The organism is Pseudomonas fluorescens (assembly GCF_000802965.1).
In the GTDB taxonomy this organism is placed as follows: Bacteria; Pseudomonadota; Gammaproteobacteria; order Pseudomonadales; family Pseudomonadaceae; genus Aquipseudomonas; species Aquipseudomonas fluorescens_A.
Genome location: NZ_JSAK01000015.1, coordinates 294,879 through 320,218, shown reverse-complemented (window position 1 = coordinate 320,218; position 25,340 = coordinate 294,879). Strand labels below are relative to the sequence as shown.

At 61.3% G+C, this 25,340-nt stretch carries 29 protein-coding genes; 20 read left to right on the top strand and 9 right to left on the bottom strand.

Features of this window, described 5'->3' with window-relative positions; all coding sequences use genetic code 11:
• Positions 1–43: 43 nt before the first annotated feature.
• Complete coding sequence (locus NL64_RS13990) at positions 44–814, bottom strand: ParA family protein (RefSeq protein ID WP_034148651.1); 771 nt, start codon at positions 812–814, stop codon at positions 44–46.
• A 342-nt stretch (positions 815–1,156) separates the two neighbouring features.
• On the opposite strand from NL64_RS13990, the gene NL64_RS13985 reads away from it, so the two are divergent.
• The 19 genes from NL64_RS13985 to NL64_RS13895 all read left to right on the top strand — a co-directional run bounded on the left by NL64_RS13985 (position 1,157) and on the right by NL64_RS13895 (position 18,693).
• Positions 1,157–1,882 (top strand): beta-ketoacyl synthase chain length factor, encoded by a 726-nt coding sequence (locus tag NL64_RS13985; protein WP_034148650.1) that lies wholly within the window; start codon positions 1,157–1,159, stop codon positions 1,880–1,882.
• Positions 1,858–2,667, top strand: a complete 810-nt coding sequence (locus NL64_RS13980; protein WP_034148649.1) for a lysophospholipid acyltransferase family protein — start codon at positions 1,858–1,860, stop codon at positions 2,665–2,667. Before NL64_RS13985 ends, NL64_RS13980 begins: the two co-directional genes overlap by 25 nt.
• Entirely contained in the window at positions 2,648–2,908 is a 261-nt protein-coding gene (locus tag NL64_RS13975; protein ID WP_034148648.1) for a phosphopantetheine-binding protein, read from the top strand. The genes NL64_RS13980 and NL64_RS13975 overlap by 20 nt, the downstream gene beginning before the upstream one ends.
• A gap of 9 nt (positions 2,909–2,917) precedes the next feature.
• A complete protein-coding gene (locus NL64_RS13970; protein WP_008025124.1) occupies positions 2,918–3,172 on the top strand; it encodes an acyl carrier protein in 255 nt (84 codons plus the stop codon).
• Positions 3,169–3,714: a membrane protein gene (locus tag NL64_RS13965; RefSeq protein ID WP_034148647.1), complete on the top strand. Its 546-nt coding sequence runs from the start codon at positions 3,169–3,171 to the stop codon at positions 3,712–3,714. Before NL64_RS13970 ends, NL64_RS13965 begins: the two co-directional genes overlap by 4 nt.
• Positions 3,711–5,390: an acyl-CoA synthetase family protein gene (locus NL64_RS13960; RefSeq protein ID WP_034148646.1), complete on the top strand. Its 1,680-nt coding sequence runs from the start codon at positions 3,711–3,713 to the stop codon at positions 5,388–5,390. Before NL64_RS13965 ends, NL64_RS13960 begins: the two co-directional genes overlap by 4 nt.
• Before the next feature lie 137 nt (positions 5,391–5,527).
• Positions 5,528–6,262, top strand: a complete 735-nt coding sequence (locus NL64_RS13955) for a glycosyltransferase family 2 protein (RefSeq protein WP_034148645.1) — start codon at positions 5,528–5,530, stop codon at positions 6,260–6,262.
• Positions 6,259–7,200 (top strand): LpxL/LpxP family acyltransferase, encoded by a 942-nt coding sequence (locus NL64_RS13950; protein ID WP_034148644.1) that lies wholly within the window; start codon positions 6,259–6,261, stop codon positions 7,198–7,200. The genes NL64_RS13955 and NL64_RS13950 overlap by 4 nt, the downstream gene beginning before the upstream one ends.
• Positions 7,181–8,725: an HAL/PAL/TAL family ammonia-lyase gene (locus tag NL64_RS13945; RefSeq protein WP_034148643.1), complete on the top strand. Its 1,545-nt coding sequence runs from the start codon at positions 7,181–7,183 to the stop codon at positions 8,723–8,725. The genes NL64_RS13950 and NL64_RS13945 overlap by 20 nt, the downstream gene beginning before the upstream one ends.
• Positions 8,718–9,143 (top strand): acyl-CoA thioesterase, encoded by a 426-nt coding sequence (locus NL64_RS13940; protein WP_034148642.1) that lies wholly within the window; start codon positions 8,718–8,720, stop codon positions 9,141–9,143. The genes NL64_RS13945 and NL64_RS13940 overlap by 8 nt, the downstream gene beginning before the upstream one ends.
• Entirely contained in the window at positions 9,140–9,865 is a 726-nt protein-coding gene (locus NL64_RS13935; protein WP_223503347.1) for an outer membrane lipoprotein carrier protein LolA, read from the top strand. The genes NL64_RS13940 and NL64_RS13935 overlap by 4 nt, the downstream gene beginning before the upstream one ends.
• On the top strand, positions 9,849–12,188 hold the full coding sequence (locus NL64_RS13930; protein ID WP_034148641.1) for an MMPL family transporter: 2,340 nt from the start codon (positions 9,849–9,851) through the stop codon (positions 12,186–12,188). Before NL64_RS13935 ends, NL64_RS13930 begins: the two co-directional genes overlap by 17 nt.
• Positions 12,188–13,345: a hypothetical protein gene (locus tag NL64_RS13925; RefSeq protein WP_034148640.1), complete on the top strand. Its 1,158-nt coding sequence runs from the start codon at positions 12,188–12,190 to the stop codon at positions 13,343–13,345. Before NL64_RS13930 ends, NL64_RS13925 begins: the two co-directional genes overlap by 1 nt.
• A complete protein-coding gene (locus tag NL64_RS13920; protein WP_034148639.1) occupies positions 13,332–14,579 on the top strand; it encodes an NAD(P)/FAD-dependent oxidoreductase in 1,248 nt (415 codons plus the stop codon). The genes NL64_RS13925 and NL64_RS13920 overlap by 14 nt, the downstream gene beginning before the upstream one ends.
• Positions 14,576–15,079, top strand: coding sequence for a hypothetical protein (locus NL64_RS13915; protein WP_034148638.1), 504 nt, complete (start codon positions 14,576–14,578; stop codon positions 15,077–15,079). Before NL64_RS13920 ends, NL64_RS13915 begins: the two co-directional genes overlap by 4 nt.
• The gene (locus NL64_RS13910; RefSeq protein WP_034148637.1) at positions 15,076–16,272 is read left to right on the top strand and encodes a beta-ketoacyl-[acyl-carrier-protein] synthase family protein; all 1,197 of its coding nucleotides are present in this window, start codon (positions 15,076–15,078) and stop codon (positions 16,270–16,272) included. The genes NL64_RS13915 and NL64_RS13910 overlap by 4 nt, the downstream gene beginning before the upstream one ends.
• On the top strand, positions 16,269–16,742 hold the full coding sequence (locus NL64_RS13905) for a hotdog family protein (RefSeq protein WP_034148636.1): 474 nt from the start codon (positions 16,269–16,271) through the stop codon (positions 16,740–16,742). Before NL64_RS13910 ends, NL64_RS13905 begins: the two co-directional genes overlap by 4 nt.
• Complete coding sequence (gene fabG, locus NL64_RS13900; RefSeq protein ID WP_034148635.1) at positions 16,739–17,467, top strand: 3-oxoacyl-ACP reductase FabG; 729 nt, start codon at positions 16,739–16,741, stop codon at positions 17,465–17,467. The genes NL64_RS13905 and fabG overlap by 4 nt, the downstream gene beginning before the upstream one ends.
• Positions 17,467–18,693, top strand: coding sequence for a beta-ketoacyl-ACP synthase (locus tag NL64_RS13895; protein WP_034148634.1), 1,227 nt, complete (start codon positions 17,467–17,469; stop codon positions 18,691–18,693). The genes fabG and NL64_RS13895 overlap by 1 nt, the downstream gene beginning before the upstream one ends.
• Before the next feature lie 102 nt (positions 18,694–18,795).
• On the opposite strand, the gene NL64_RS13890 is transcribed toward NL64_RS13895, so the two are convergent.
• Positions 18,796–19,698: a LysR family transcriptional regulator gene (locus NL64_RS13890; protein WP_034148633.1), complete on the bottom strand. Its 903-nt coding sequence runs from the start codon at positions 19,696–19,698 to the stop codon at positions 18,796–18,798.
• A gap of 119 nt (positions 19,699–19,817) precedes the next feature.
• On the opposite strand from NL64_RS13890, the gene NL64_RS13885 reads away from it, so the two are divergent.
• A complete protein-coding gene (locus NL64_RS13885) occupies positions 19,818–21,098 on the top strand; it encodes an MFS transporter (protein ID WP_034148632.1) in 1,281 nt (426 codons plus the stop codon).
• Here NL64_RS13885 and gspM read toward each other — a convergent pair.
• The 7 genes from gspM to gspG are packed head-to-tail and all read right to left on the bottom strand — an operon-like array spanning position 21,091 to position 25,274.
• Complete coding sequence (gene gspM / locus NL64_RS13880) at positions 21,091–21,522, bottom strand: type II secretion system protein GspM (protein WP_034148663.1); 432 nt, start codon at positions 21,520–21,522, stop codon at positions 21,091–21,093. The two genes, NL64_RS13885 and gspM, sit on opposite strands and share 8 nt — an antisense overlap.
• 23 nt (positions 21,523–21,545) lie before the next feature.
• Complete coding sequence (gene gspL, locus NL64_RS13875; RefSeq protein WP_034148631.1) at positions 21,546–22,646, bottom strand: type II secretion system protein GspL; 1,101 nt, start codon at positions 22,644–22,646, stop codon at positions 21,546–21,548.
• The gene (locus NL64_RS13870; protein WP_034148630.1) at positions 22,643–23,473 is read right to left on the bottom strand and encodes a general secretion pathway protein GspK; all 831 of its coding nucleotides are present in this window, start codon (positions 23,471–23,473) and stop codon (positions 22,643–22,645) included. The genes gspL and NL64_RS13870 overlap by 4 nt, the downstream gene beginning before the upstream one ends.
• The gene (locus NL64_RS13865) at positions 23,470–24,000 is read right to left on the bottom strand and encodes a type II secretion system protein GspJ (protein WP_034148629.1); all 531 of its coding nucleotides are present in this window, start codon (positions 23,998–24,000) and stop codon (positions 23,470–23,472) included. Before NL64_RS13865 ends, NL64_RS13870 begins: the two co-directional genes overlap by 4 nt.
• The gene (gspI, locus tag NL64_RS13860) at positions 23,993–24,376 is read right to left on the bottom strand and encodes a type II secretion system minor pseudopilin GspI (RefSeq protein ID WP_034148628.1); all 384 of its coding nucleotides are present in this window, start codon (positions 24,374–24,376) and stop codon (positions 23,993–23,995) included. Before gspI ends, NL64_RS13865 begins: the two co-directional genes overlap by 8 nt.
• Positions 24,369–24,836, bottom strand: a complete 468-nt coding sequence (gspH, locus tag NL64_RS13855) for a type II secretion system minor pseudopilin GspH (protein ID WP_034148627.1) — start codon at positions 24,834–24,836, stop codon at positions 24,369–24,371. Before gspH ends, gspI begins: the two co-directional genes overlap by 8 nt.
• Before the next feature lie 3 nt (positions 24,837–24,839).
• Complete coding sequence (gene gspG, locus NL64_RS13850) at positions 24,840–25,274, bottom strand: type II secretion system major pseudopilin GspG (RefSeq protein WP_034148626.1); 435 nt, start codon at positions 25,272–25,274, stop codon at positions 24,840–24,842.
• Between the last annotated feature and the right edge of the window lie 66 nt (positions 25,275–25,340).

Below are 25,340 nucleotides of genomic sequence, written 5' to 3'. Positions count from 1 at the left end.
CAACATAGAATCTCCCACAGTGTTTATGTGCGATTAGCAAAGATCAGCTTTTTTCCAGCAAGTTATGTAACTCGACAAACTGCTGTGTCAGCTTGTGCCGCGGATCGAGATGGATCAGCGGTGTGTTGGCCTGATGGGATTCGCGCATGCGCACCGAACTGCCCAAATACACCGGCAGTACCGGCAAGCCCTCGGCAATCAGCTCGTCAAGGATCTGCTGGGGCAGACTGGCACGTGCCTGGAACTGGTTGACCACGATGCCTTCGACCTCCAACCCTTCGTTGTGATCATCTTTCAGTTCTTCTATTTCCGCCAATAACCCGTAAAGCGCCTGACGCGAAAAACTGTCGCAATCGAAGGGAATCAGCACACGATCAGCGGCAATCAACGCTGATACTGCGTAGAAATTTAGCGCTGGCGGCGTATCCAGATAGATCCGGTCGTAATCCTCATCAAGCTCTTCGAGCAACTTACGCAGCTTGTTGATCTTGTGCTTGGCCTCAAGCTTGGGCTGCAGGTCGGCCAGCTCGGCGGTGGCGGTGATGACGTGAAGGTTGTCGAACGGGGTTTCGTAGATATCGACCTGGTTTTTCTTGGAGAAAGGCCCGGAAGACAAGGTCTGCTTGAAGAAATCGGCAATCCCCATCGGAATGTCGTTACCGGTGAGTCCCGTCAGGTACTGAGTGGAATTGGCCTGGGCATCGAGATCCACCAACAAGGTGCGATAACCCTCGCTGGCGCTGACCGCCGCCAGATTGCAGGCAATACTGGACTTGCCCACGCCACCTTTCTGATTGAACACCACGCGCCGCATGTCAAAACCTCCGTGTATCAAAGAATGACCGAGTGTAGTGGCCCTCGGTGTTGCTTATCTACCTCCCCGGCAGAAGGACTGCTCGGTCATTGGTCATCTCAAGTAAAAAAAGCACCACGGCCCGAGTCTGAACCGACAAACGGGCGCGTAGTAACCGGAATAATTGTCAAATATTCAGTTTTTTTGAACCATTCGGGACATAACACTGAGCAAAATGTAACCACTATTTGCTACACGTCCGCCGCACCCGGATAATGCGCGCCACTCGGCGCAATCGCCACGTAGGTGAGTCGTGGTTGTCGGCCACTCATCGCGTCAACGATGCCTGCAAGGGCGGGATGAATGTCTGTGATCAATTTCAACATCGCCCAGTGGCGCGCATGGGCCCCAGGGCTCGAAAGCGTGGACGATTGGCAAGCCTGGAGCCGACAACCGGTCGTGCTGCCGGGCAGCGATGCCGCCCCGGATGTCTCGTTTCTGCCGGCCATGCAGCGCCGGCGACTCAGCCGTCTGGCGCGAATGGCGTTCTGCGTCGGCTGGCCATTGGCCGAGAGCCGCAAGGATTTGCCGTTGGTCTTTGTATCCCGTCACGGCGAAACCCCGCGCACATTCGACATTCTCAGCGAACTGGCGGTTGATCAGCCGCTGTCGCCCACCCAGTTCAGCCTCTCGGTGCACAACGCGATCATCGGCCTCTGGTCGATCCTGCGCGGCGAAACCAGCGAAATGACTGCCCTCGCGGCGGCCGGCGATGGTCTGGAACACGGCATGCTGGAGGCTGCAGCCCTGTTGAACGAAGGCGCGCCCGCGGTATTGCTGGTGGTCACTGAAGAACAACCGCCCGAGGCTTACTCGACCTGGATCGACGATGTGCCGTTCCCCTATGCCGTCGGTCTGTTGATAACCCCCGGCAATGACTGGCAGCTGTCCCTGAACAGCCCCACGGATGCGTTGTCCAAATCCCGCTGGCCCCACGCGCTGAATCTGTTGCAAATCCTGCTAGGCCAGCAAACCACCTGCCAACATGCCTGGAAAAATCGTGTATGGACCTGGCAACGCAACCCATGACTGAAAAGCACCGCGACGCCTATTACTGGCGCCTGCTGGCCACTGCCGCGAGCTTCGCACTGTTCGGGTTGGGCGGTCTGTGCCTGCGTCTGTTGGTTTTCCCGTTGCTGAGCTGCCTGCCGGGCGATGCCCAGACGCACCGGTTACGCGCGCGGCACACGGTCAGTCGCTGTTTCTGGTTTTTCATCCGTTTCATGGCCCGCGCCGGGGTACTGACCTACGACATCCAGGGCGCAGAAAAACTCGGGAGACCGGGGCAGATGATCATGGCCAATCACCCGTCGTTGATCGACGTGGTGTTCCTGATCGGCCTGGTGCGCCACGCCAATTGCGTGGTCAAGCAAAGCCTCTGGGAAAACCCCTTCACCCGCAGTCCGCTGCGCCGCACCGAATACATCAGTAACGACGGCAGCATGGACATGCTCGATGCCGCCGCCGACGCGCTGAAAAACGGCCAGACCCTGATCATCTTTCCCGAAGGCACCCGCACCCAACCGGGCCAGGCGCCGGCCTTTCATCGGGGGGGTGCGGCGATTGCCCTGCGGGGTGCGAAAATCCTGACTCCGGTGATCATCAAGGTCAGCCCGACCACATTGTCCAAGGCCGAGCCCTGGTATCGGATCCCAAAGCGCCGCGTGCACTTCAGTTTCCGGGTCGGGGCCGATATAGATCCACAGGCCTTCGCCGCGCTGGGCCCTGCGCCGCAGGCTTCGCGCAAGCTCAACGATTATCTACATTCTTACTTTATTAAGGAGCTCGCCGAAGATGAGCGATCTGCACCGTGATATCAAAATGCTTATCATCGATGCCCTCGGCCTCGAAGACATCAGCGCCGAAGACATCGGCGACGACCAGACTTTGTTCGGCGAAGGCCTGGGCCTGGACTCGGTAGACGCCCTGGAACTCGGCCTGGCCATCCAGAAAAAATACGGCATCAAAATCGACGCCGACGCCAAGGACACGCGTAATCACTTCAGTAACGTGGCGAGCCTTGCGGCGTTCGTCACTGCAAAACAGGCAGCTTGAGACCGGACCATGCAAACTCGTGACGACATTTTCAACACCTTGCGCGATGCCTTGGTCGAGCTGTTCGAACTGGACCCCGAGCGCGTGAGCCTCGATTCGAACCTGTACCAGGACCTGGAAATCGACAGCATCGATGCGGTCGACCTGATCGATCACATCAAACGTCAGACCGGCAAGAAAATCGCGGCCGAGGAATTCAAATCGGTGCGTACCGTCAGCGACGTGGTCGAGGCGGTCTACCGTCTGGTTCAACCGGCCGCATGAGCCGACTGATCGGCCTCGGCCTGCTGCTGGCGGGCTTGCTGTACCCCTTTGCGGTTTATTTCGGCATGCAGCATTTCGCGCCGTGGCAGTTCGGCCTGCTGCTGGGCAGCCTGTGGCTGGCCCGCGCGCTGACCGGCAGACGACGGCCAGGCAGCCTTTGGATGGCCATAGTGGCCATCGTCTTCTGCCTGTTGCTGGCGCTGTTCGACAGCCCGGTGCTGTTGCGCTGGTATCCGGTACTGATCAGCGGATTCATGCTGGGCCTGTTCGGACTGAGCCTGGTTTACGGCCCGCCAATGGTCGAACGCCTGGCCCGTCTGCGTGAACCGCACCTGCCGGCCAAGGGCATTCGCTATACCCGCCAGGTGACCATCGCCTGGAGCGTATTTTTTCTTTGCAACGGTTTGTGCGCCGCCGCCCTGACGCTGTGGGCGCCGCTGAGCTGGTGGATGTTGTACACCGGCCTGATTTCCTACGGATTGATAGGCCTGATGTTTGCCATTGAATGGCTGATACGACAACGGGTACGAGGCCACCCATGAATTGGATAAAACTTGAGCACCTGCTGCTCAAGGCGCAAGCGGCACGTGCCGTAACGGCCGAACCGCTGCTCAACCACGCACAACTGTACGAACAGGCCCTGAGCCTGGCCGCCGGCCTGCAAGCCCAAGGTGTGCAGCGCATCGCCGTGCATCTTGAAGACGCTGCCGACCTGGCGATTGCCTTGCTCGGTGCCTGGCGTGCCGGGGTCAGCGTGTTGCTGCCGGCCGACCTGCAACCCCAGACCCGCCAACGCTGGTCAGGCGAAGTGGATTTGTGGCTGACCGATCAGGCCGATGACGCGCACCTGCGCGATTTCAACCATCCGCCACTCAGCGCTGCGGCACTCGACCTGGATCGCTGTTCGCTGAGCCTGTGCACCTCCGGGTCCAGCGGTGAACCCAAGCGCATCGACAAAACCCTGCGCCAATTGGTCAATGAAGTCGAAGCCCTGGAACAACTGTGGGGCGCCGAACTGGGCCCGGCATGCATCATCGGCAGCGTCGCGACCCAACACATTTATGGCCTGCTGTTCCGCGTGCTGTGGCCGCTGTGCGCCGGTCGCCCGTTCGTGCGCAAGCAACTGGCCTTCCCGGAAGATTTGCAGCGCGCCAGCCGCGAACATCCGGCGTTCGCCTGGGTTGCCAGCCCGGCGCTGCTCAAGCGTATGGGTGATAACCTCGATTGGCCGGCGCTGAGTGCGGTGCGTCGGGTGTTTTCTTCCGGTGGCGCGCTGCCGGCCGAAGCTGCGCAAAGTCTGCATCATCGTCTGCAGCAATGGCCGACGGAAATCTTCGGCAGCTCCGAAACCGGTGGCATTGCCTGGCGTCAGGGTCATGACCTGTGGCAGCCCTTCGCCGATGTAGCACTGAGCCAGGACGATGACGGCGCGCTGCTGATCGCCTCGCCCTACTTGCCGGCCGGCCATGTCGAACACACCGCCGATGCTGCGCGAATCGCCGCCGATGGCCGATTCGAACTGCTCGGGCGGCTGGACCGGATCGTCAAACTGGAAGAAAAACGTATCTCGCTGCCGATGCTTGAAAAGGCGCTGATGGCCCATGAGTGGGTCGCCGAAGCGCGCCTCGGCGTCGTTCAGGAAAACCGTGCATCGCTCGGGGCTTTGCTGGTGCTGACCGAAGCGGGATTGCACGCCTTGCGCAACCAGGGTCGACGCACCCTGACCGAAGAACTGCGCCAACACCTGAGCCAGCATTGCGAAGCCCTGGCCTTGCCACGGCGCTGGCGTTTGCTGCGACAACTGCCGCTGAACACTCAGGGCAAACTGCCCCAGGCCGACGTCGAAGCCCTGCTGCTGGCCCCACGCCCCAAGGCGCCGGAAGTGCTGGAGCAAGTCGTAGTCGACGGCGAATGGAGCCTGCAACTGGCGGTACCGCCGGATCTGGCCTACTTCAGCGGCCATTTTCCTCGGGCACCGGTGTTGCCCGGTGTGGTGCAAGTGGAGTGGGCGCTGAAACTGGGCCAGCAACTGATGAACCTGCCGGAAAAATTCGCTGGTATGGAAGTGCTGAAATTCCAGCAACTGGTGCGTCCGGGCGATGAAGTGCAATTGCACCTGCGCTTCGATCCGGCACGCGGCAAGCTGTATTTTGCCTACCGCAACGAAACCGCCACCTGCTCCAGCGGGCGGATTTTGCTGGAGGCGGCGCATGCGTAACCAACGGAGCTTCCTGACTCAGGACTACCCTTTGTGGCGAGGGAGCTTGCTCCCGCTCGAGTGCGAAGCGCTCGCCAAAATTGGGACTGCTTCGCAGCCCAGCGGGAGCAGGCTCCCTCGCCACAAGGTTTGCGGTCATGCATAACCCCTGCGCAGTCATCCCGGTCTACAACCACGAAACCGCCATCACCACGGTCGTCGAGGCGCTGCTCGCCAGCGATCTACCGTGCATTCTGGTAGACGACGCGAGCAGTCCATCGTGCGCAAAAGTGCTCGATCAACTGGCCCGGCGTGACAACATTCACCTGATCCGCCTCGCCGCCAATCAGGGCAAGGGCGCAGCGGTAATGACCGGTCTGCGTGAAGCCTCACGCCTGGGTTTCAGCCACGCTTTGCAGGTAGATGCCGACGGCCAGCACGACCTGCAAGACGTCAAACGTTTCATAGAGCACTCTCGCGCCCATCCCGAGGCGGTGATCTGCGGCTATCCGCAATATGACGACAGCGTGCCAAAGGGGCGTTTGTACGCGCGCTACCTGACCCACGTCATGGTCTGGATCAACACTTTGTCGTTGCAGATACGCGATTCCATGTGCGGCTTTCGGGTCTACCCATTGCCACCGACGCTGACGCTGATCGACTCGGCGAAGATCGGCAAACGCATGGATTTCGACTCGGACATTCTGGTGCGCCTGGCCTGGCGCAATCAGCCGATGCAATGGCTGCAAACCCGAGTCCATTACCCGCTGGACGGTGTTTCGCATTTCCGCATGTTCCACGACAACGTACTGATTTCGAGCATGCACACCCGGCTGTTCTTCGGCATGTTGTTGCGCTCGCCCGTGATCCTCTGGCGACGGTGGCGAGCATGAGCACTGAAAAACAACACTGGGCCGACCGCGAAGAGCGCGGCAGTTTCTGGCTGATGAAATTCACTGCGGTCGCCGCCAAAGTACTTGGCCGTCGACTGCTGAGCCCGTTGCTGTACGGCATCGTCCTGTATTTTTTCCTGTTCGGTCGCAGCGCCCGTCACAGCGCCTGGCAATATCAGCAACGCCTGGCCGACTGGAGCGGTCGTGACGACTTGCGCCCGAGCCATTGGCGGGTGTTTGGCCAGTTCATGGCCTTCGCCGATTCCATGCTCGACAAGCTCGACGTGTGGAATGGCAAGCTGAGCATCGAGCAGATCGAAATCATCGACCCGGCCCTGCTGCGCAACCAATTGCGCGGAACTCGCGGGCAGATGCTGGTGGGCGCGCATCTGGGTAATCTCGAAGTGTGCCGCGCCCTCGCGGAGATCGGCGAAAGGGTCACCATGAACGTGCTGGTGCACACCAAACACGCCGAGCAGTTCAACCGCTTGCTCGGCGAGGCCGGCGCGACCAATTTGCGCCTGATTCAGGTCAGCGAGCTGGACCCGGTGATCATGCTGCAACTGCACGAGCGCCTGGAGCGTGGCGAGTGGCTGGCGATTGCCGGTGACCGCGTTCCGCTGCATGGCGGGCGCAGCGTGACCGTGGATTTCCTCGGCCACCCGGCGAAATTCCCGCAAGGGCCGTGGTTGTTGGCCGGTCTGCTGAAATGCCCGATCAACCTATTGATGTGCCTGAAGAAGCCCGACGGCGATTATCGGCTGACGATCGAGCCGTTCGCCGAAGCGATCATCTGGAAGCGCAGCGACCGCGAGCAGGTCATTCATCAGTGGGCCTCCCGCTATGCCGCGCGCCTGAGTCACTATTGCCTCGACGCGCCTCAACAATGGTTCAACTTTTACCCTTTCTGGAAGACCGATGACGACGCCAACGCTTGAGCCGGTAACTTTCGGCGAACTCCCTTTGCGCATCGAAGACGTGCTGGCCCTGGCCAACCGTCAGGCGCCGACGCAGTTGCAAGGCGATTCCGAGTTTCGCCGGCGCATCGCCAAGGGCGCGCAGTTCCTCGATTCCCTGCTGGACAAGGAAGGCGTGATCTACGGCGTGACCACCGGTTACGGCGATTCCTGCGTGGTGGCGGTGCCGCTGCATCACGTCGAGGCGCTGCCGCGTCATCTGTATACCTTCCATGGCTGCGGACTGGGCAAGCTGCTCGACGCCCAAGCCACCCGCGCAGTGCTGGCGGCGCGTTTGCAGTCCCTGTGCCACGGTGTATCCGGGGTGCGCGTGGAACTGCTGGAGCGCCTGCAAGCGTTTCTCGAACACGACATCCTGCCGCTGATTCCGGAAGAAGGCTCGGTGGGCGCCAGCGGTGATTTGACGCCGCTGTCCTATGTCGCGGCGACCCTGTCCGGCGAGCGCGAAGTGATGTTCCGCGGCGAACGCCGTCAGGCCGCCGATGTGCATCGCGAACTCGGTTGGCAGCCACTGGTGCTGCGCCCGAAAGAGGCGCTGGCGTTGATGAACGGCACCGCCGTCATGACCGGCCTCGCTTGCCTGGCCTACGCCCGCGCCGATTACCTGCTGCAACTGGCGACGCGTATCACCGCGCTGAACGTGGTCGCGCTGCAAGGCAACCCCGAGCATTTCGACGAGCGCCTGTTCGCCGCCAAGCCGCATCCGGGGCAGATGCAGGTGGCCGCATGGCTGCGCAAAGACCTGGCGATCGACGCGCCGACCGCGCCGCTTCATCGCCTGCAAGACCGCTATTCCCTGCGTTGCGCGCCCCACGTCCTCGGCGTATTGGCCGACAGCCTGAATTGGCTGCGTTCGTTCATCGAAATCGAGCTCAACAGCGCCAACGACAACCCGATCATCGACGCCGAAGCCGAGCGCGTACTGCACGGCGGACACTTCTACGGCGGCCACATCGCGTTCGCCATGGACAGTCTGAAAAACCTCGTGGCCAACGTCGCCGACTTGTTGGATCGGCAACTCGCGCTGCTGGTGGACGAACGCTACAACCACGGTTTGCCAAGCAACCTGTCCGGCGCCAGCGCCGAGCGCGCCATGCTCAATCACGGCTTCAAGGCCGTGCAGATCGGCACCAGCGCATGGACCGCCGAAGCGCTGAAAAACACCATGCCGGCCAGCGTGTTCTCGCGTTCCACCGAATGCCATAACCAGGACAAGGTGAGCATGGGCACCATCGCCGCCCGCGATGCGATTCGTGTGCTGGAGCTGACCGAACAGGTCGCCGCCGCCACTCTGCTCGCCGCCAATCAGGGCGTGTGGCTGCGCGGTCAGGCCGAAGATGCGCGGCCATTGCCGCCATCCCTCGCCGCCATGCACGAAGAACTGGCCAAGGACTTCCCACCGGTCATCGAAGACCGCGCATTGGAAGGCGAATTGCGCCTGTGCCTGCAACGTATCGCTGAACAACACTGGAGGCTGCATGCGTAGCAAGGGAGTGCTTCACACCGATACGGAAATCCTCGTGCCGTTCTTTGACGTCGACAGCATGCACGTCGTCTGGCACGGCCATTACATCAAGTACCTGGAAGTCGCCCGTTGCGCGTTGCTGGACAAGATTGGCCACAACTACAGCGCCATGTCCGAATCGGGCTACGCCTGGCCAGTGATCGACCTGCAACTGCGCTACGTACGCGCTGCGGTGTTCGGTCAGAAGCTGAATGTGCGGGCCAACCTGGTGGAATGGGAGAACCGTCTGAAGATCAACTACCTGATCAGCGATGTGGAAACCGGCGAACGCCTGACCCGCGCCGTTTCCGTGCAGGTCGCCGTCGACATGAACAACCGCGAAATGCAGCTGGCCTCGCCAAAGGTGTTCACCGATGCTGTCGAAAGGATGCTGGCATGAACCCACAAATCGATGGCCGCCGAACTCCTTGTGGCGAGCGAGCTTGCTCGCGCTTGAGTGCGCAGCACTCACACCTGCCGTATTGGGGCCGCTTCGCAGCCCAGCGCGAGCAAGCTCGCTCGCCACGTGTGTTCCAGTGCCTTGCTGCGCTGGTGCTTCTTGGTTTGTCGTCGCTCACTCACGCCTTCGATCTGCAACAACTGAGCGATCAACTGGCCAAACCCGACGTGATCCACGGCAGCTTCATCCAGGAAAAACACCTGCGCGCCCTGCCCCAGCCGCTGACCAGCAAAGGCACGTTCGTCCTGGCAAAAAACCACGGTTTGCTGTGGTTGCTGAAAACACCGTTGCAGCAGGATTACCGCATCACCGCCAAAGGCATTGCCCGGCGCGACGCCAATGGTTGGCAGATGTTGCCGGGCAAGAGCGCCGGGGCCGAGCAGAACCGCTTGTTCCTCGCCGTGTTGCAAGGCGACAGCAGCGGTCTGCAACGGGATTTCGAGCTATCGCTGAATGGCGATGCGCAGAACTGGAAGCTGACACTGCTGCCGCGTTCGATGCTGCTCAAGCAAGTGTTCAACCAGATCAACATCACCGGCGGCGAGCTGGTGCACAGCATCGAACTGCTGGAAACCCAGGGCGACAGCACTTTGCTGCGCATGCAAGACAGCACCAGCACCCAACCGTTGAGCGACGCGGAGCAACATGACTTTGCCGAGTGAACGCATGCTTCCACGGCTGTTCCTGATCCTGCTGCTGGTGGTGCTCGCGCTCGCCGGCTGGCAATGGCGTGACGGCGCCCCGCTGTCGGCCAACCTGATGGAACTGGTGCCCGGCACCGCGCCGGATGCCCTGGAACTGCGCGCCGAACAACGCATGCAAGAACCGCTGAACCGCGAAATGCTGGTGCTGGTCGGTCATGCTGATCGCCAGCAAGCCATCGCCATGGCACAAAAACTCGACGATCAGTGGCAAGCCAGCGGTCTGTTTGAAAAGGTCCAGTGGAACCTGCAAGCCGACTTGCCCGCCCTGCGCACGCAACTGCTGCAAGGCCGATTGGCGATGCTCTCGGCGGATGATCGCCAACTGTTGATCGAACACCCCGACGCCTTTATCCAGCAACGGGTGCAGGCGTTGTTCGATCCCTTCACCGGTTTCAGCCTGGTGCCGAGCCAGGACGACTGGCTGGGCCTGACCGGGCGTATCCAGAACAGCCAGCCGCAACACGGATCGGTGCAACTGGACCTCGGCAGCGGCGCCTTGATCGCCGACGCCGACGGCAAAAGCTGGGTGCTGCTGCGCGCACGAACCACGGGCAATGCCTTCGACATGAACCTGCCGCTGCAAGTGGCCGACCTGCTCCAGCACAGCCGCGAACAGGCCGCCCAGTCCGATGTGCAATTGCTCGCCGCCAGCGGCTTGCTGTACGCGGCCAACGGTCAACGGCAAGCCACCCGCGAAATGACTTGGGTTGGCGGCGGCGCCACGGTGGGGATTTTGCTGCTCTTGCTGCTGGCCTTCCGCCGCTGGCGTGTGCTGCTGGCGTTCGTTCCGGTGCTGGTGGGCATGCTGTTCGGCGCGGTGGCTTGCGTGGCACTGTTCGGCCACATGCACGTGATGACGCTGGTGCTCGGTTCGAGCCTGATCGGTGTCGCAGTCGATTACCCGCTGCATTACCTGTCCAAGAGCTGGAGCCTGAAACCCTGGCACAGCTGGCCGGCCTTGCGTCTGACGTTGCCGGGCCTGACCCTGAGCCTGATCACCAGCGCCATCGGCTACCTCGCCTTGGCCTGGACGCCATTCCCGGCGCTGACCCAAATCGCAGTGTTCTCCGCCGCCGGTTTGCTCGGTGCTTATCTGTCTGCCGTGTGCCTGCTGCCGGCGTTGCTCAAGGGTGTGGATTTGCGACCTGCGCAGTGGCCGTTGCGGGTTTCCGAGTTTTTGCTGAGATGTCGCGAAGCGCTGCTCAAACACCTGAGCACGCCGGTGTTGCTGGCGCTGCTGATTGCGTTTTGCGCCGGTGGCCTGTTGCAGCTCCAGGCTAAAAATGACATCCGCCAGTGGGTCGGCGCACCGCAGCAATTGACCGCTGAAGCGCAGACCATCGCGCGGATTACCGGCTATCAACCCACCAGCCAGTTCTTCCTGGTGCAGGCGGCCGATCAACAACAATTGCTCGAACGCCTGGGCGCCTTGAGCGACCGCTTGGATCAACTGGTCAACCTGGAAAAACTCCAGGGCTACCTTTCGCTCAATCAACTGATCAGCCCGCCAAGCGCACAGCAGCAAGCGCGTGAAGCGTTGAGCAAACTGCCGCAGTTCTGGCAACCGTTGCTCGATGTCGGTGTGCCGGTCGAGGCGCTGCAAACCGAGTTGGCGAAGTTGCAAGCGTTGCCCGCCGAAGACATCGACGCGGCGTTGACCGGCCCTTTGTCCGAGCCTTATCGGACACTGTGGCTCGGGCCGACCGAGAATGGCGTAGCGGCGATGGTCAGTCTGCAAGGTTTGAACAATCCGTCCCTGCTGCGGGTCCAGGCCGAGGATTTGCAGGGCGTAGTGCTGGTGGATCGCCTGGGTGAGTTGAACGAGGTCTTCGCCGCCACGCAGATCAGCGCCGCCGAACTGAAACTTGCCTCATGCGTGCTGATCGTTTTGGTATTGATCCTGCCGTTCGGTTTCGGTGGTGCGCTGCGCATCGTGTCCCTGCCACTGCTCGCGGCGCTGTGCAGCCTCGCAAGCCTCGGTTGGCTGGGCCAGCCGTTGACTCTGTTCAGCCTGTTCGGCCTGCTGCTGGTGACGGCGATCAGCGTCGACTACGCGATCCTCATGCGCGAACAGGTCGGCGGCGCCGCCGTCAGCCTGTTGGGCACCTTGCTGGCGGCGTTGACCACCTGGCTATCGTTCGGTCTGCTGGCGGTGTCGAGCACACCGGCGGTGAGCAACTTCGGGCTGTCAGTCAGCCTGGGCCTGATCTTCAGTTTCTTGCTCGCACCTTGGGCGGGGCGACATGTGCAGGCGGCCCACGTCGCGGAGCCAGCAGCGTGATGGTCGTGCTGTTTTGGGCGATGGCCCTGGCGCTGTTTGCCGTGGCGACTCGCGCCGGGCGCCACCTTGGCTTGATCCCGATCGTCAGTCAGTTACTGTTCGCAACGGTCGGCCTTCCGCTGTTGATGTACTTCTGGATCGAACCCCATTGGCAATTGAGCGGCGCCGCGCTGGTGTCGCCGATCTGGCTGAAAAACCTCTACAGCCTGAGTTTCGCGCTGCTGCTCGGTTACATCCTCAGCGATGTGATCGACCTGCAACTGGATCGCCAGAGCCTGAAAATTGCCCTGCCGAGCTTCTGCGTTCCGTTCACCTGTGGCATTGCCACGGCGATCTGGCTGTTGCCGCCGCAACCGTGGATCAGTTCGCTGGCAATCGGGCTGTTGTTCGCCATTACCGCGATTCCGGTGTTGTACCTGTACCTGCGACACATCGACTACCCGCCCGCCGCTACCCGGCGACTGGTGCAAACCGCCATCCTCATCGACCTGACGTGCTGGACCCTGTTCGCCATCGCCCAAGGCACGCTGCACCTGAGCAGTCTGCTACTACCGCTGGCCGGCGCCTGCCTGCCGGTGCTGTTGCGTTTGCTGGGTCTGCGTCAGGCGTGGCTGTACAGCGGCTGTTTTTTCGCGCTACTGGTGGTCGCCGAACATTACAAACTGAACGCGCTGATTTTCGGCATCGGTTATCTGTTGCTCATGGCCGCGTTGAAAGCGCCGCTGATATTGCCGTTCCCGGTGCGCTGGATGATTCGCTTGCAAACGTACATCGCTATCCCGCTGATCCTCACGTTCGGCATCGTGCAGATCAACGTGCACAGCGCGATGGACAGCCTCGGCTGGGTGCAACTTGCGGCGCTGCTACTGTTACCGATAATCAGCAAACTGCTGGGCAACTGGCTCGGCCTCGGCTGGGCCGGCGCCTCGTTCCACGGCGCCAGCCGCTGGCGGGAAAGTGTGCTGTTGAACATTCGTGGCTTGAGCGAGATCGTCTTTCTCAACCTGCTGCTGCAACAACAACTCATCAGCCCGCCGCTGTACTTTGCGCTGATGCTGATGGGCTTGATCGCCACACTGCTGCCGGCACTGGCCGGTATGCACCGGATTCCCCTGAAAGCTGCCGCCCCGGCAAGGAGCCCCCATGCCAACCGTTGAAATCGAACGTCGTCAGATCGTGGTTATTGGTGCAGGCCCGTCAGGCGCCATCGCCGCTGCACTACTCAAGCGCAAGGGTCACGACGTATTGGTGATCGAGCGACAGCATTTCCCACGGTTCTCCATCGGCGAAAGCCTGCTGTCGCACTGCCTGGATTTCGTCGAAGAAGCGGGCATGCTCGATGCCGTCAACGCCGCCGGTTTCCAGTTGAAAACCGGTGCCGCGTTCGCATGGGGTGAGCGCTATAGCGCTTTTGATTTCGGTGACACGTTCACCCACGGCAAGCCGACAACCTTCCAGGTACAACGGGCCGATTTCGACAAGCTGCTGGCCGATCAGGCCGCGTTGCAAGGCGTGGAAATTCGCTACGGCGAAACCATCGTCAGCGTTGATATCAATCAGTCCAAACCGCAGCTTGGCGTACGCCGTGAGGATGGCAGCGAGTACCGCATCGAGGCAGGGTTCATGCTCGACGCCAGCGGTTACGGCCGTGTCCTGCCGCGCTTGCTCGACCTTGAGGCACCGTCGAATTTCCCGGTGCGCCAAGCCGTGTTCACCCACGTCGAAGATCACATCGATCACCCGGATTTCGACCGTACCAAGATCCTCATCACCACTCATCCGACGAAGCGTGATGTGTGGTTCTGGACCATCCCGTTCAGCAACGGGCGCTGCTCGATCGGCGTGGTTGCCGCTCAGGAACATTTCGACGGTCGCACCGACAATCTGGACGATTGCCTGCGTGGGTTCATCGATGAAACCCCGAGCCTGGCCGGTGTGCTGGGCAACGCCGTGTGGGACACCCCGGCGCGTACCATCGGCGGTTACTCGGCTAACGTCAAAACCCTGCACGGGCCGGGCTTCGCCTTGCTCGGCAATGCCGCGGAATTCCTCGACCCGGTATTTTCCTCCGGCGTGACCATCGCCATGCGCTCGGCGAGCATGGCCTCCGCCGTGCTGCACCGCCAGTTGCAAGGCGAACCGGTCGACTGGCAGAGCGAGTTTGCCGCACCGCTCAAACGCGGGGTCGACACGTTCCGATGCTACGTCGAAGGTTGGTACAACGGGACCTTCCAGGACGTGATTTACCATGAAGGCGGCTCACCGGAGATCCGCCGCATGATCAGCTCGATTCTTGCCGGCTATGCCTGGGACGAACGCAACCCGTTCGTCAGCGAAGCCAAGCGCCGTCTGAAAATGATTTCGGAACTCTGCGCAAAGGATGGAACATGAGCCACCTGAGCAACACCTGCGCTCGTTTCCTGCTGCTTGGTTGCATCCTGCTGCTGAGTGCTTGCGCCAGCCAGGCACCGCTGCCCGAGAAAACCCCGGACCTGCCGTTGCCGATGCAACTGCACATCCAGCGTCTGCAAGCGGAACAACGTCAGGACTGGGTGCTGGTGATCCAGCGTGAGGGCCCGGCCATACGCTGGTCGATGATGGACCTGCTGGGCATTCCGCAGGCACGCCAGAAACTGGCTGACGGATCGTGGCACGCCGATGGCTTGCTGCCGCCCAACCCGGAAGCCCGGGAGTTATTCGCGGCGCTGCTGTTTGCGCTGACCCCGAAAGATGAGTTGCAGGGCAACTATCCCGGCGCTTGGCAACATGGCGCACAACGCTCCTTGCCGGAGCGCTGGGATGTCCGTTATTCACAACCGATGAGCTTTGAATTGAACCTGCCCAAAGGCCCGAAATATCTAGTCACGCCCTTGAGTGGTGATGCGCCATGACGGCCTATCTGAACGCCCTTGGCGTGATCTGCTCCCTGGGCCGCAACAAGGACGAAGTTGCCCGCCATCTGTTTGCCGGCGATTGTTCTGGCATGCGCAGCGAAGCTGGCTGGGTGCCGGAGCGCTCGTTGCCGGTGGGCGCGGTCCGTGGCGAACTGGTGGCGATTCCCGCTGAGCTGGCCCGTCAACACACACGCAACAATCAACTGCTGCTGGAAGCCGCGCTGCAAATTCGCCAGGACATCGATCAAGCGATCCAGACCTACGGTCGCGACCGCATCGGTATCGTGCTGGGCACCAGCACTTCGGGCATCGAAGAAGCCAGCCGGGGCCTGGCCCATTACATTCGCGAGCAGCAGTTCCCGCCGCAATACGACTATCAGCAACAGGAACTCGGTGCGCCGGCGACTTTTCTCGCCGACTGGCTGCAATTGAGCGGGCCGGCCTATGTGATTTCAACGGCTTGCACGTCCAGCGCCCGCGCGCTGATGAGCGCCCAGCGTCTGCTGGATCTGGGTGTTTGCGACGCGGTGCTGTGCGGCGGCGTCGACAGTCTGTGCAAGCTGACCCTCAACGGTTTTTCGGCGCTTGAAGCGGTATCCGAACAGCGCTGCAATCCGTTTTCGGTCAACCGTAACGGCATCAACATCGGCGAAGCCGCGGCACTGTTCCTGATGACTAAACGTGCAGGAGAAAAACCATCAATTGCCCTGCTCGGCAGCGGCGCCAGCTCCGATGCGCACCACATTTCAGCCCCGGAACCCAGCGGCCGTGGCGCCCTGCAAGCCATGCGCAAGGCCCTGAGCCGGGCGAGCCTGCAACCGCAACAAATCGCCTACCTCAACCTGCACGGCACCGCCACTCAACACAACGACGCCATGGAAAGCCAGGCCGTGGCGGCGTTGTTCCCGGCCGGCGTGCCCTGCTCGTCGACCAAACCCATGACCGGCCACACCCTCGGCGCGGCTGGCGCGCTGGAGGCGGCGTTCTGCTGGCTGAGCCTGAACACGGACAATCGCGAGCATGCCCTGCCGCCGCATGTCTGGGATGGCCAACCGGATCCCGATCTGCCTGCCCTGAAATGGGTGACCCCGACCGATCGCCTGGCGTCCACTGGTCCCCGCTACTTGATGAGCAATTCCTTTGCCTTCGGTGGCAACAACGTCAGCCTGATTATCGGAGATGCACCATGATTGACTGGCCGCTCGCCGAATTGCTGCCCCACGCTGGCGACATGATCCTTATCGACCAGATCCTCGCGTTCGATGAAGAACAGATTCACACCCGCCTCACCGTCAAGCCCGATGGCCTGTTCAACCTTCCTGACGGCAGCTTGCCGGCCTGGGTCGGTATCGAGTTGATGGCGCAGAGCGTGGCGGCCTACGCCGGTTGCCATGCGCGCCAGCGCGGCGATGCGGTGGCACTCGGCTTCCTGCTCGGCAGCCGTAAGTTCGAATGCAATGTCGAAAGCTTTCCGGCCGGCACCGAGTTGACCATCCACGGCCTCCGCTCGCTGGAAGACGATAACGGCATGGGCGTATTCGAATGCCACATCAATGCGCCCGGCATTCACGCCACCGCGCGGTTGAACGTGTATCGCCCGCCCCAGCCCACTCAATACCTTCATGAACCGCAAGGTTCTTCACAAGGAACGCAGCCATGACTGAATCCGTACTGGTCACCGGTTCCAGCCGTGGTATCGGCCGCGCCATCGCCCTGCGCCTGGCTCAGGCCGGGCATGACATCGTGTTGCATTGCCGCAGCGGCCTGGCCGATGCGCAGGCAGTGCTGGCCGAAATCGAAGCCTTGGGGCGCAACGCGCGCATCCTGCAATTCGACGTATCTGACCGCGCCAGTTGCAAAGCCATTCTCGAAGCCGACGTGGAAACCCATGGTGCCTATTACGGCGTGGTGCTCAACGCCGGCCTGACGCGTGACGGTGCTTTTCCGGCGCTGAGCGAGGATGATTGGGATGTAGTGATGCGCACCAACCTCGACGGCTTCTACAACGTGCTGCACCCGGTGATGATGCCGATGATTCGTCGTCGCGCCGCTGGGCGGATTGTCTGCATCACCTCGGTGTCCGGGTTGATCGGTAACCGTGGCCAGGTCAACTACAGTGCCTCGAAGGCTGGGTTGATCGGCGCGGCGAAGGCGTTGGCGATCGAGCTGGGCAAGCGCAAAATCACCGTCAACTGTGTCGCACCCGGCCTGATCGACACCGCCATGCTCGACGAGAATGTGCCCGTGGAAGAACTGATGAAAATGATCCCCGCACAACGCATGGGCACCCCGGAAGATGTGGCCGGCGCGGTGAATTTCCTGATGTCGGCGGAAGCGTCGTACATCACCCGGCAGGTTCTGGCCGTCAATGGAGGCCTGTGCTGATGAAACGCGTGGTTGTCACCGGCATGGCCGGCATTACTTCCCTGGGCAACGATTGGGACACCATCGCCGGCCACTTCGCGGCCAACCGCAGCGGCATCCGGCGGATGGACGAGTGGGATCGCTTCACCGAACTCAACACTCGCCTGGCCGGACCGATTGATGACTTCAAGGTGCCGAGCCACTGGACCCGCAAGCAACTGCGCAGCATGGGCCGGGTTTCGCGGCTTGCCGTGGGTGCGGCGGAGATGGCGTTGGCCGACGCCGGGTTGCTGGGCGATGAATCGATCAAGGACGGACGCATGGGCGTCGCCTGCGGCTCGTCCACCGGTAGCACCGACGAGATCAAGGCGTTCGGCAACATGCTGCTCAACTCGGTGGCCGAGGGCCTGAACGCCAATTCCTACGTGCGCATGATGCCGCACACCACGGCGGCGAACATCAGCATCTTCTTCGGCCTCACTGGCCGCCTGATCCCGACCTCCAGCGCCTGCACCAGCGGCAGCCAGGGCATCGGCTACGCCTACGAGGCCATCAAGTTCGGTCGCCTGCCGCTGATGCTCGCCGGCGGCGCCGAAGAACTGTGCCCGACCGAAGCCATGGTCTTCGATGCGCTGTACGCCACCAGCCTGAAAAACAACGCCCCGCAATCCACCCCACGCCCGTACGACAAGGGCCGCGACGGTCTGGTGATCGGTGAAGGCGGCGGCATGCTGGTGCTGGAAGAGTTGGAACATGCGCTCGCTCGCGGTGCGCACATCCACGCCGAGATCGTCGGTTTCGGCAGCAACGCCGACGGCCAGCACACCACTCGCCCTGAGCAAGTCACCATGCGTCGAGCCATGGAACTGGCGCTGGAAGATGCCGGGCTCAAACCGTCGGACATCGGCTACGTCAACGGCCACGGCACCGCGACCGAACAGGGCGACATCGCCGAAACCATGGCCACCAGCAGCTTGTTCGGCGAACACATGCCCATCAGCTCGCAAAAGAGCTTCCTCGGCCACACCCTCGGCGCCTGCGGTGCACTGGAGTCCTGGTTCAGCATCGAAATGATGAACCGCGACCTCTACGCCCACACCTTCAACCTCGACGACGTTGACCCGCATTGCGGCAAGCTGGATTACCTGCGCGGCGAGTTTCGGCAGATGAGCAACCGGTACGTGATGAACAACAATTTTGCGTTTGGCGGGGTGAATACTTCGTTGATTTTCAAGCGTTGGTCGTAAGCAAAATCCTGTAGGAGCCGGCTTGCTGGCGATAGCGGCGGGTGTGTCGACATCAATGTTGCCTGACAGACCGCCATCTCCAGCAAGCCGACTCCTACAGTGTCACGATTGCAGGGGCTCGACCTTGCGCGTCAACAACTCCACGAACGCCCTCGCCATCGGCGATTTCTGATCTTTGCGCTGCACCAGCCACACGGCGGATATGGCCGCTGGATCGAGCAATGGCCGATAGACCACGCCATCAATGCGCATCCGCTGATAAGACGCGGGCAACACCGAAACCCCCAACCCCGCAGCGACCAATCCGATGATCGTCATCGCCTCACCCGCCTCCTGGGCAAAGTGCGGACTGAAGCCGGCATCCCGAGCCAGGCTGAGCAATTGCGCGTACAGACCACTGCCGTAGCTGCGTGGAAAAAAGACAAAGGGTTCGAGGGCCAATGCCGACAGGAACAAGCCCTCTTCACTGTCCTTGACCAACGGGTGCTTGGAACTGAGCACAGCGACCAGTGGCTCGCGCATCAACTCGACCACGCTGAGCGAGTCGGGTAGCCCGAGCGGACGCATGATCCCGACCTCGATCGACTCGTCCACCAACGCATCGGCCACTTGAGTGCTGCTCATTTCCCGCAAATTCAGGTGCACCGCCGGGAAGCGCTGGCGAAACGAGAATATCGCTTGGGGGATGGTCGAGTTGAACGGTGCTGATGAGGTGAAGCCGATCTTCAGCTCACCCAATTCACCCAATTGCGCCCGCCGGGCCACATCCGCCGCTTTGTCGACCTGCGCCAACACCAGTCGCGCCTCTTCGAGGAACAGCCGACCGGCCTCGCTTAGCTCCACCCGACGATTGGTACGTTCGAACAACCGCGCGCCGACCTCCTGCTCCAGCGCCTGAATCTGCTGGCTCAGCGGCGGCTGCGAGATGCCCAGCACCTGTGCGGCGCGGCCGAAGTGCAGTTCTTCGGCGACGGCGATGAAGTAGCGCAGATGACGCAATTCCATGTGATTTCCATTAGGTCGTAAAAGCTATCAAACAGGTCGAACAATATATTGGATTGAATCATTAGCCAGCTATATGCTTTTTTCATTGCCTGACCGGCTGCACCCTTTTGAGGTTCAACGTGAAAACTGCTGTCGCTCCACTTGCCCATGAAGTTCCACCTGCCGTGCAGGACGATGTCGTCGCTGAACTCAAGGAGATCTACATCGAAAAAGGCACGCCGGCGTTCATGCGTACGGTGCTGGCGCTGTTCTGCGGCGGCTTCGCGACCTTCGCCCTGCTCTATTGCGTGCAGCCGATGATGCCGCTGTTGTCCCACGAATATTCGATCAACGCGGCACAGAGCAGCCTTATCCTCTCGGTGGCTACCGGGATGCTCGCCATCGGCCTGCTGATCACCGGCCCGATCTCAGATCGCGTCGGGCGCAAACCGGTAATGGTCGCGGCGCTGTTTGCCGCCGCACTGTGCACCATGGCCAGCGCGATGATGCCGAGCTGGCACGGGGTGCTGGTGATGCGCGCGCTGATCGGCTTGTCGCTGAGTGGTCTGGCCGCGGTCGCCATGACTTATTTGAGCGAAGAAATTCATCCGCAACACATCGGCCTGGCGATGGGCCTGTACATCGGCGGCAACGCCATCGGCGGGATGAGCGGGCGGTTGATTACCGGGGTGTTGATCGACTTCGTCAGCTGGCACACGGCAATGCTGGTGATCGGCGGCCTGGCCCTGATTGCAGCGGCGGTGTTCTGGAAAATCCTCCCCGAATCGCGCAACTTCCGCGCCCGCTCGCTGCACCCGCGCAGCCTGATCGACGGTTTCACCATGCACTTTCGCGATGCCGGTCTACCGTTGTTGTTCCTCGAAGCCTTTGTGCTGATGGGCGCGTTCGTCACCCTGTTCAACTACATCGGCTATCGCTTGCTGGCCGAGCCGTACCACATGGAGCAGGCCTTCGTCGGCTTGCTGTCGGTGGTGTACCTGTCGGGCATCTACAGCTCGGCAAAAATCGGCTCGCTGGCCGACAAACTCGGTCGGCGCAAAGTGCTTTGGAGCACCATCGTGTTGATGCTCGGCGGTCTGGCCCTGACGATGTTTACCCCGCTGCCGCTGGTGATCATCGGCATGCTGATCTTCACCTTCGGCTTCTTTGGTGCCCACTCGGTAGCCAGCAGCTGGATCGGTCGCCGCGCCACCAAGGCCAAGGGCCAGGCATCGTCGCTGTACCTGTTCAGTTACTACGCCGGCTCGAGCATCGCCGGCACCGCGGGCGGTGTGTTCTGGCACGTGGGTGGCTGGAACGGCATCGGTTTGTTCATCGGTGCGCTGCTGGTGATCGCGCTGCTGATCGCGTTGAAGCTGGCGAAGTTGCCGCCGTTGCCGGGCAGCGGCGCAACTATCTGAGCACCATCCGCGCCTCCAGCACGGCATCACGTTTTTCCAGCGTCAGCGATTGCAACGCAACACCGTCGCGCTCGATGCGATCCAGCCAGGGCAGCAATGCCATGGCGTCGCCGCTGAGGGTCAGGCGCAACAGTTCGTTGTCGCTGTCCATCTGATGCAGCTCAAGCCCGGCCGCGGAGGCGCTTTCGCTGATACGCAAGGACAGGGGTTGATCGACGGATTGGGGAACATGACTGCGGGGGCGCGCCTGTTGCAGCTGCGCCGCCAGCGCCAGTTGTTGCTGATACTGACGCTCCGCTGCTGCAAGCCGCTGTTGCGTCGGTTGCCACACCAGACTGAATGCCGCGACACTCAGGACAAACACGCTCAGCCCGAATATCAGGCGTTGTTCGCGCAGGGACAGACGCTGCCAGCGCTGCAACATCAGCGTTCTAAACTGTTTTGGATTCATGCCTCTTGCTCCACGGTCAACGTCGCTTGCACCCGGTCGCGGTCCTTGCTCGCACTGTCGATCCGCACCGGCAAGCCTAGTTGTCGCCCACGTTCGCGCAGCAACTCCAGCTCGGCAAAGCTGTTGGCGGTCAGCTGGATTTTCCAGCCATCGCCCTCGCGAAACTCGATGCGCTGCACTTCGACATTGCTCGCGCCGATCACTTGCTCGACCATTTCGACAAGGCCGGTGGTTCGACTGGCTTTTGGTTGGGCACCCTGGTTTTGCAGGGCTTTGAGCTGCGCCGCGAGGTCGACGATGCGAGTCTGCTCCGGATACAGCGTTTTGAACTGTTGCTCGCTGCGGCTGTAGAGCTCGCGGCTTTCGTTTTCGAGATGGTGGATTCGCGCCTCACTAGCGCCCCAATTCAGTAGCAACAACATCAATATTGCCAAACCGCCGAGACGCCAAGGCAGACGCTTTTCACCCAACGCGAAATCACCGTGCAGCAGGTTGATCGCCTGCCCATGACCGCCGCTCAACCACTGATCAACATTCTCCCGGCGCTCGTCGCGCCATTGAATATCCGAGGGCAAGACCGGCCTGAGCAGCGCCAAACCTTCATCCGCCAACGTCATGCGAGCCGGCAGCCCGCCGCCCAGTATCCAGCGCCCGAACCACCACACACCCAGCGGCTGATCTTGTGGCAACAGATCGGCATCGACGAAAACCGAGCGTACTTCAACGCCCATTTCAGCCAACAACGCGAGCACGGCGGCAAAGCGTTCCCGATCGATCACCATCACCGGATAACGCCCTTGCGAATCGCGAGTGCCGACGCTCAGGTGCAGTTTCTCCAGCGACTCACTCAGCTGTTCTTCAACGGCGAAGGCAATGGCTTGTGCGTCGGGCCGGCGCCTGGAGGGCCACGGATCACTGCGCAACCAACTGCACAATTCCATCGGCAATATCAGATCGACTGCCTGCCCTTTGAGAATCTGCGCCGCCTGATTCAAAGGCATGAGCTGTCGTTGACCGGCCGACGACCACACGCAGCACGGCCAGTCGACCGACGGCGAGGCCAACCCTTCCGCTGTCAGGTAAAGCCAGGATTTCATTGGGTTATCTCATGGGTATTGGACGGCAGAATTCGCCGTTGCAGGATTTTCAGTTGTCGCGTCTTGGGCTCGCGTTCGACATCGGTGGCCAGGCGCAAACGGCTCTGCCCTTGATTCACCTCAACCGTGATCCGGTACCAGCGGCTTTCGATGCCCAGGCCGTGACTGCTCAAGCCCAACCCGTCGAGCAGCGGATCCTGCGTGAACGCCTGAACGCTCGGCCATGGCGCCGTGGAGCGCTGGCTCAACAGCGCATCCGCCTGCGTGGCGTCGATGCCATTGAGTGTGCGTAGCACCAGCTCCGGGGCGGTGTTGATGTTCAATGCAGCGTCCGTGGGCAACAGGGCAACCCAAGGTTCAAGTTGACGCAAGAGCTCCCCGTCGACACCCGGTAACAGGCGTAGCTGACTCAATTCTCGTAACGCGCCTACTTGCTCCAGTTGCAAAGCAGGCAGTTGCAGCAACTCCAGCAATCGCGCCCAACGATTGAGCGTGACCTGATCAATCTGCCCCTGAATCAACAGGGCATTGAGATTGAAGCGCCCGGCCAGGTCTTCGATGTCTACGCGGATCTGAGCGTCTTCAATATCAAAAACGGTTGCCGGGTCAGGGAGAACATCACTGTTCTTTTGCTGAGCCTGGAGCTGCGCCACCGCCCAGGTTTCCCCGGCCAAACCGAGCTGGCGCAAGTGCATCTGCTGCAACTGCTGAGCGCTGCTTTGCAACAACAAACGATGACTGCGCAGCACGCTACCGATGATCAACAACGCCAGGCTCATCACCAGCAAAACGCTAATCAACGCCACGCCACGTTGATGTGCCTTCATGGCAATGCAGCCGGTAATGACAGCACGCGACGTATCGCCTCGAAACGCCCCGCCGACACCTGCATCTCAAGCGCCAGCGGCGCCTTGCTGCTCTGATCATTGCGCCAGCCTGTCTGGCCATCAAACAGTCGCCAGCTCAGGTGCCGAACGTCATCGAGTAGTTTCTGTTGTTGCACAATCAACGTGCCTTCGCCTTGGCTGTCGCGCCACAGCGCCCCGTTGTCGAGACGGTAGGTCAGCGCCTGGCGTTCGCTGCGCGGTTGGTCCAGCGGATTGCGCCAGTTGCTGCGCTGCAACTGCAGCCGGGCTTGCTCAAGCACGATGGGTTGCTCAGTGATGTGCAAGAGATCGCGTTCGATCACGGCCACAGCGCGTTGCAAACTTCTGAATTCACGCTCGTGGGCCGTGGTGGCCTGCTGAACGCGTACGACACCGTCGAACAGCGTCCAACTGGCCAGCCCCAGCAGCGCGAAGATCGCCAGGGCGATCACCAGCTCAAGCAAGGTGAACCCGGCCTGCTTATTCATGGCGATTGGCAATCGAGCTGCTGACGCGGTGCAAAATCTGGTCGCGACCGACAAGGCCGACCTCGATGTCGACCGTGAACAGCCGTGAGTCGCTCGCGGTTTGAATGCGCTGACGCACGACCCAGTCGCGGCGGTCCATGCGCACCAACCCTTGCGACTGCCCGATAGCGAGGCCAGGTTGCAGGCGCAGTTCGTTCAATCGGTTATCAGCCACCCACGCTGCCAGCAGACGTTGTTCGACGGCAGCCGCTTGCTTGAGCACATATTGACTGGCGGACAACACGGCCGTCGCCAGCGTCGCGAAAATCGCCAGGGCAACCATGATTTCCAGCAGGGTGAACCCGTCCGCGCGCGATATGATCGACGGTCTAGCCATCAATCACCACCTCGCCGACGCCATCGCTGGACAGGCTAAACCAGCTCCGGTTTTTGGTCTCGAATGTCAGCGTGAACGGGCTGGTTTCGTCGCTGCTGAGCATCAGCAATTGCGGCGGACCTTCGTCTGCGCCCAGGTTCACGGAGTAACCATAGTGCGTCAGGCGCAGGCGCAAATTGTCGGGCCAGAAAAAAAGCGCCGATACCGGTTCCCAGCCTCGAAGACCTAGCCGCATCGCACGGTAGCCGCCGACACTCAACCGCACACCGTACTCCCGACTTTCGAGCACCGCACGTTCGCGCAAATGGCGAATTACGCCTGCCAGCCCATCAGCCTCTTGCCTGGCCAGGCGCGCCGGATCGACGACGGTGGCAAAACTCACCACGCCCACCAACACACCGATCAACACGATCACGATCATCAGTTCCAACAAGGTAAACCCCCGAGAGCGACGCAGCATGAATCAACCACCCCAGTTGCCAATGTCGGCCGCATGACCTTCGCCACCCACCGCCCCATTGGAACCAAGGGAGTACAGGTCATAGGTGCCATCGACCGATTTCACGCCAGGATTGAGGTATTGATAAGGCGTGCCCCACGGGTCAACGGGCAGCGACTTCAGATAACCCTGAGGGTTCCAGTTGCGCGCCGCCGGCAGCCCGGAAGGACGTTTGTTCAAGGCTTCCAGACCCTGTTGCGTCGAGGGGTACTGGAGGTTGTCGAGGCGATACATTTCCAGGGCGGTAGAGATGGCCTGGATATCGGTTTTGCTGGCCGTGACTTTGGCTTGATCGGGTCGGCTCATGAACTGCGGCACCACAATGGCTCCGAGAATGCCGATGATGACCACCACCACCATGATTTCGATCAGGGTAAAGCCGCGCTGGAAACGCGACACTGAACCCGTGGCGAGGGAGCTTGCTCCCGCTGGACTGCGCAGCAGTCCCCCTCTATCGGGTGATGA

What these genes read in the sequence shown, in the direction of transcription:
- NL64_RS13990 (WP_034148651.1), bottom strand. Translation starts at nt 814, where the DNA reads ATGCGGCGCGTGGTGTTCAATCAGAAAGGTGGCGTGGGCAAGTCCAGT.
- NL64_RS13985 (WP_034148650.1), top strand. Translation starts at nt 1,157, where the DNA reads ATGTCTGTGATCAATTTCAACATCGCCCAGTGGCGCGCATGGGCCCCA.
- NL64_RS13980 (WP_034148649.1), top strand. Translation starts at nt 1,858, where the DNA reads ATGGACCTGGCAACGCAACCCATGACTGAAAAGCACCGCGACGCCTAT.
- NL64_RS13975 (WP_034148648.1), top strand. Translation starts at nt 2,648, where the DNA reads ATGAGCGATCTGCACCGTGATATCAAAATGCTTATCATCGATGCCCTC.
- NL64_RS13970 (WP_008025124.1), top strand. Translation starts at nt 2,918, where the DNA reads ATGCAAACTCGTGACGACATTTTCAACACCTTGCGCGATGCCTTGGTC.
- NL64_RS13965 (WP_034148647.1), top strand. Translation starts at nt 3,169, where the DNA reads ATGAGCCGACTGATCGGCCTCGGCCTGCTGCTGGCGGGCTTGCTGTAC.
- NL64_RS13960 (WP_034148646.1), top strand. Translation starts at nt 3,711, where the DNA reads ATGAATTGGATAAAACTTGAGCACCTGCTGCTCAAGGCGCAAGCGGCA.
- NL64_RS13955 (WP_034148645.1), top strand. Translation starts at nt 5,528, where the DNA reads ATGCATAACCCCTGCGCAGTCATCCCGGTCTACAACCACGAAACCGCC.
- NL64_RS13950 (WP_034148644.1), top strand. Translation starts at nt 6,259, where the DNA reads ATGAGCACTGAAAAACAACACTGGGCCGACCGCGAAGAGCGCGGCAGT.
- NL64_RS13945 (WP_034148643.1), top strand. Translation starts at nt 7,181, where the DNA reads ATGACGACGCCAACGCTTGAGCCGGTAACTTTCGGCGAACTCCCTTTG.
- NL64_RS13940 (WP_034148642.1), top strand. Translation starts at nt 8,718, where the DNA reads ATGCGTAGCAAGGGAGTGCTTCACACCGATACGGAAATCCTCGTGCCG.
- NL64_RS13935 (WP_223503347.1), top strand. Translation starts at nt 9,140, where the DNA reads ATGAACCCACAAATCGATGGCCGCCGAACTCCTTGTGGCGAGCGAGCT.
- NL64_RS13930 (WP_034148641.1), top strand. Translation starts at nt 9,849, where the DNA reads ATGACTTTGCCGAGTGAACGCATGCTTCCACGGCTGTTCCTGATCCTG.
- NL64_RS13925 (WP_034148640.1), top strand. Translation starts at nt 12,188, where the DNA reads ATGGTCGTGCTGTTTTGGGCGATGGCCCTGGCGCTGTTTGCCGTGGCG.
- NL64_RS13920 (WP_034148639.1), top strand. Translation starts at nt 13,332, where the DNA reads ATGCCAACCGTTGAAATCGAACGTCGTCAGATCGTGGTTATTGGTGCA.
- NL64_RS13915 (WP_034148638.1), top strand. Translation starts at nt 14,576, where the DNA reads ATGAGCCACCTGAGCAACACCTGCGCTCGTTTCCTGCTGCTTGGTTGC.
- NL64_RS13910 (WP_034148637.1), top strand. Translation starts at nt 15,076, where the DNA reads ATGACGGCCTATCTGAACGCCCTTGGCGTGATCTGCTCCCTGGGCCGC.
- NL64_RS13905 (WP_034148636.1), top strand. Translation starts at nt 16,269, where the DNA reads ATGATTGACTGGCCGCTCGCCGAATTGCTGCCCCACGCTGGCGACATG.
- fabG (WP_034148635.1), top strand. Translation starts at nt 16,739, where the DNA reads ATGACTGAATCCGTACTGGTCACCGGTTCCAGCCGTGGTATCGGCCGC.
- NL64_RS13895 (WP_034148634.1), top strand. Translation starts at nt 17,467, where the DNA reads ATGAAACGCGTGGTTGTCACCGGCATGGCCGGCATTACTTCCCTGGGC.
- NL64_RS13890 (WP_034148633.1), bottom strand. Translation starts at nt 19,698, where the DNA reads ATGGAATTGCGTCATCTGCGCTACTTCATCGCCGTCGCCGAAGAACTG.
- gspM (WP_034148663.1), bottom strand. Translation starts at nt 21,522, where the DNA reads ATGTTGCAGCGCTGGCAGCGTCTGTCCCTGCGCGAACAACGCCTGATA.
- gspL (WP_034148631.1), bottom strand. Translation starts at nt 22,646, where the DNA reads ATGAAATCCTGGCTTTACCTGACAGCGGAAGGGTTGGCCTCGCCGTCG.
- NL64_RS13870 (WP_034148630.1), bottom strand. Translation starts at nt 23,473, where the DNA reads ATGAAGGCACATCAACGTGGCGTGGCGTTGATTAGCGTTTTGCTGGTG.
- NL64_RS13865 (WP_034148629.1), bottom strand. Translation starts at nt 24,000, where the DNA reads ATGAATAAGCAGGCCGGGTTCACCTTGCTTGAGCTGGTGATCGCCCTG.
- gspI (WP_034148628.1), bottom strand. Translation starts at nt 24,376, where the DNA reads ATGGCTAGACCGTCGATCATATCGCGCGCGGACGGGTTCACCCTGCTG.
- gspH (WP_034148627.1), bottom strand. Translation starts at nt 24,836, where the DNA reads ATGCTGCGTCGCTCTCGGGGGTTTACCTTGTTGGAACTGATGATCGTG.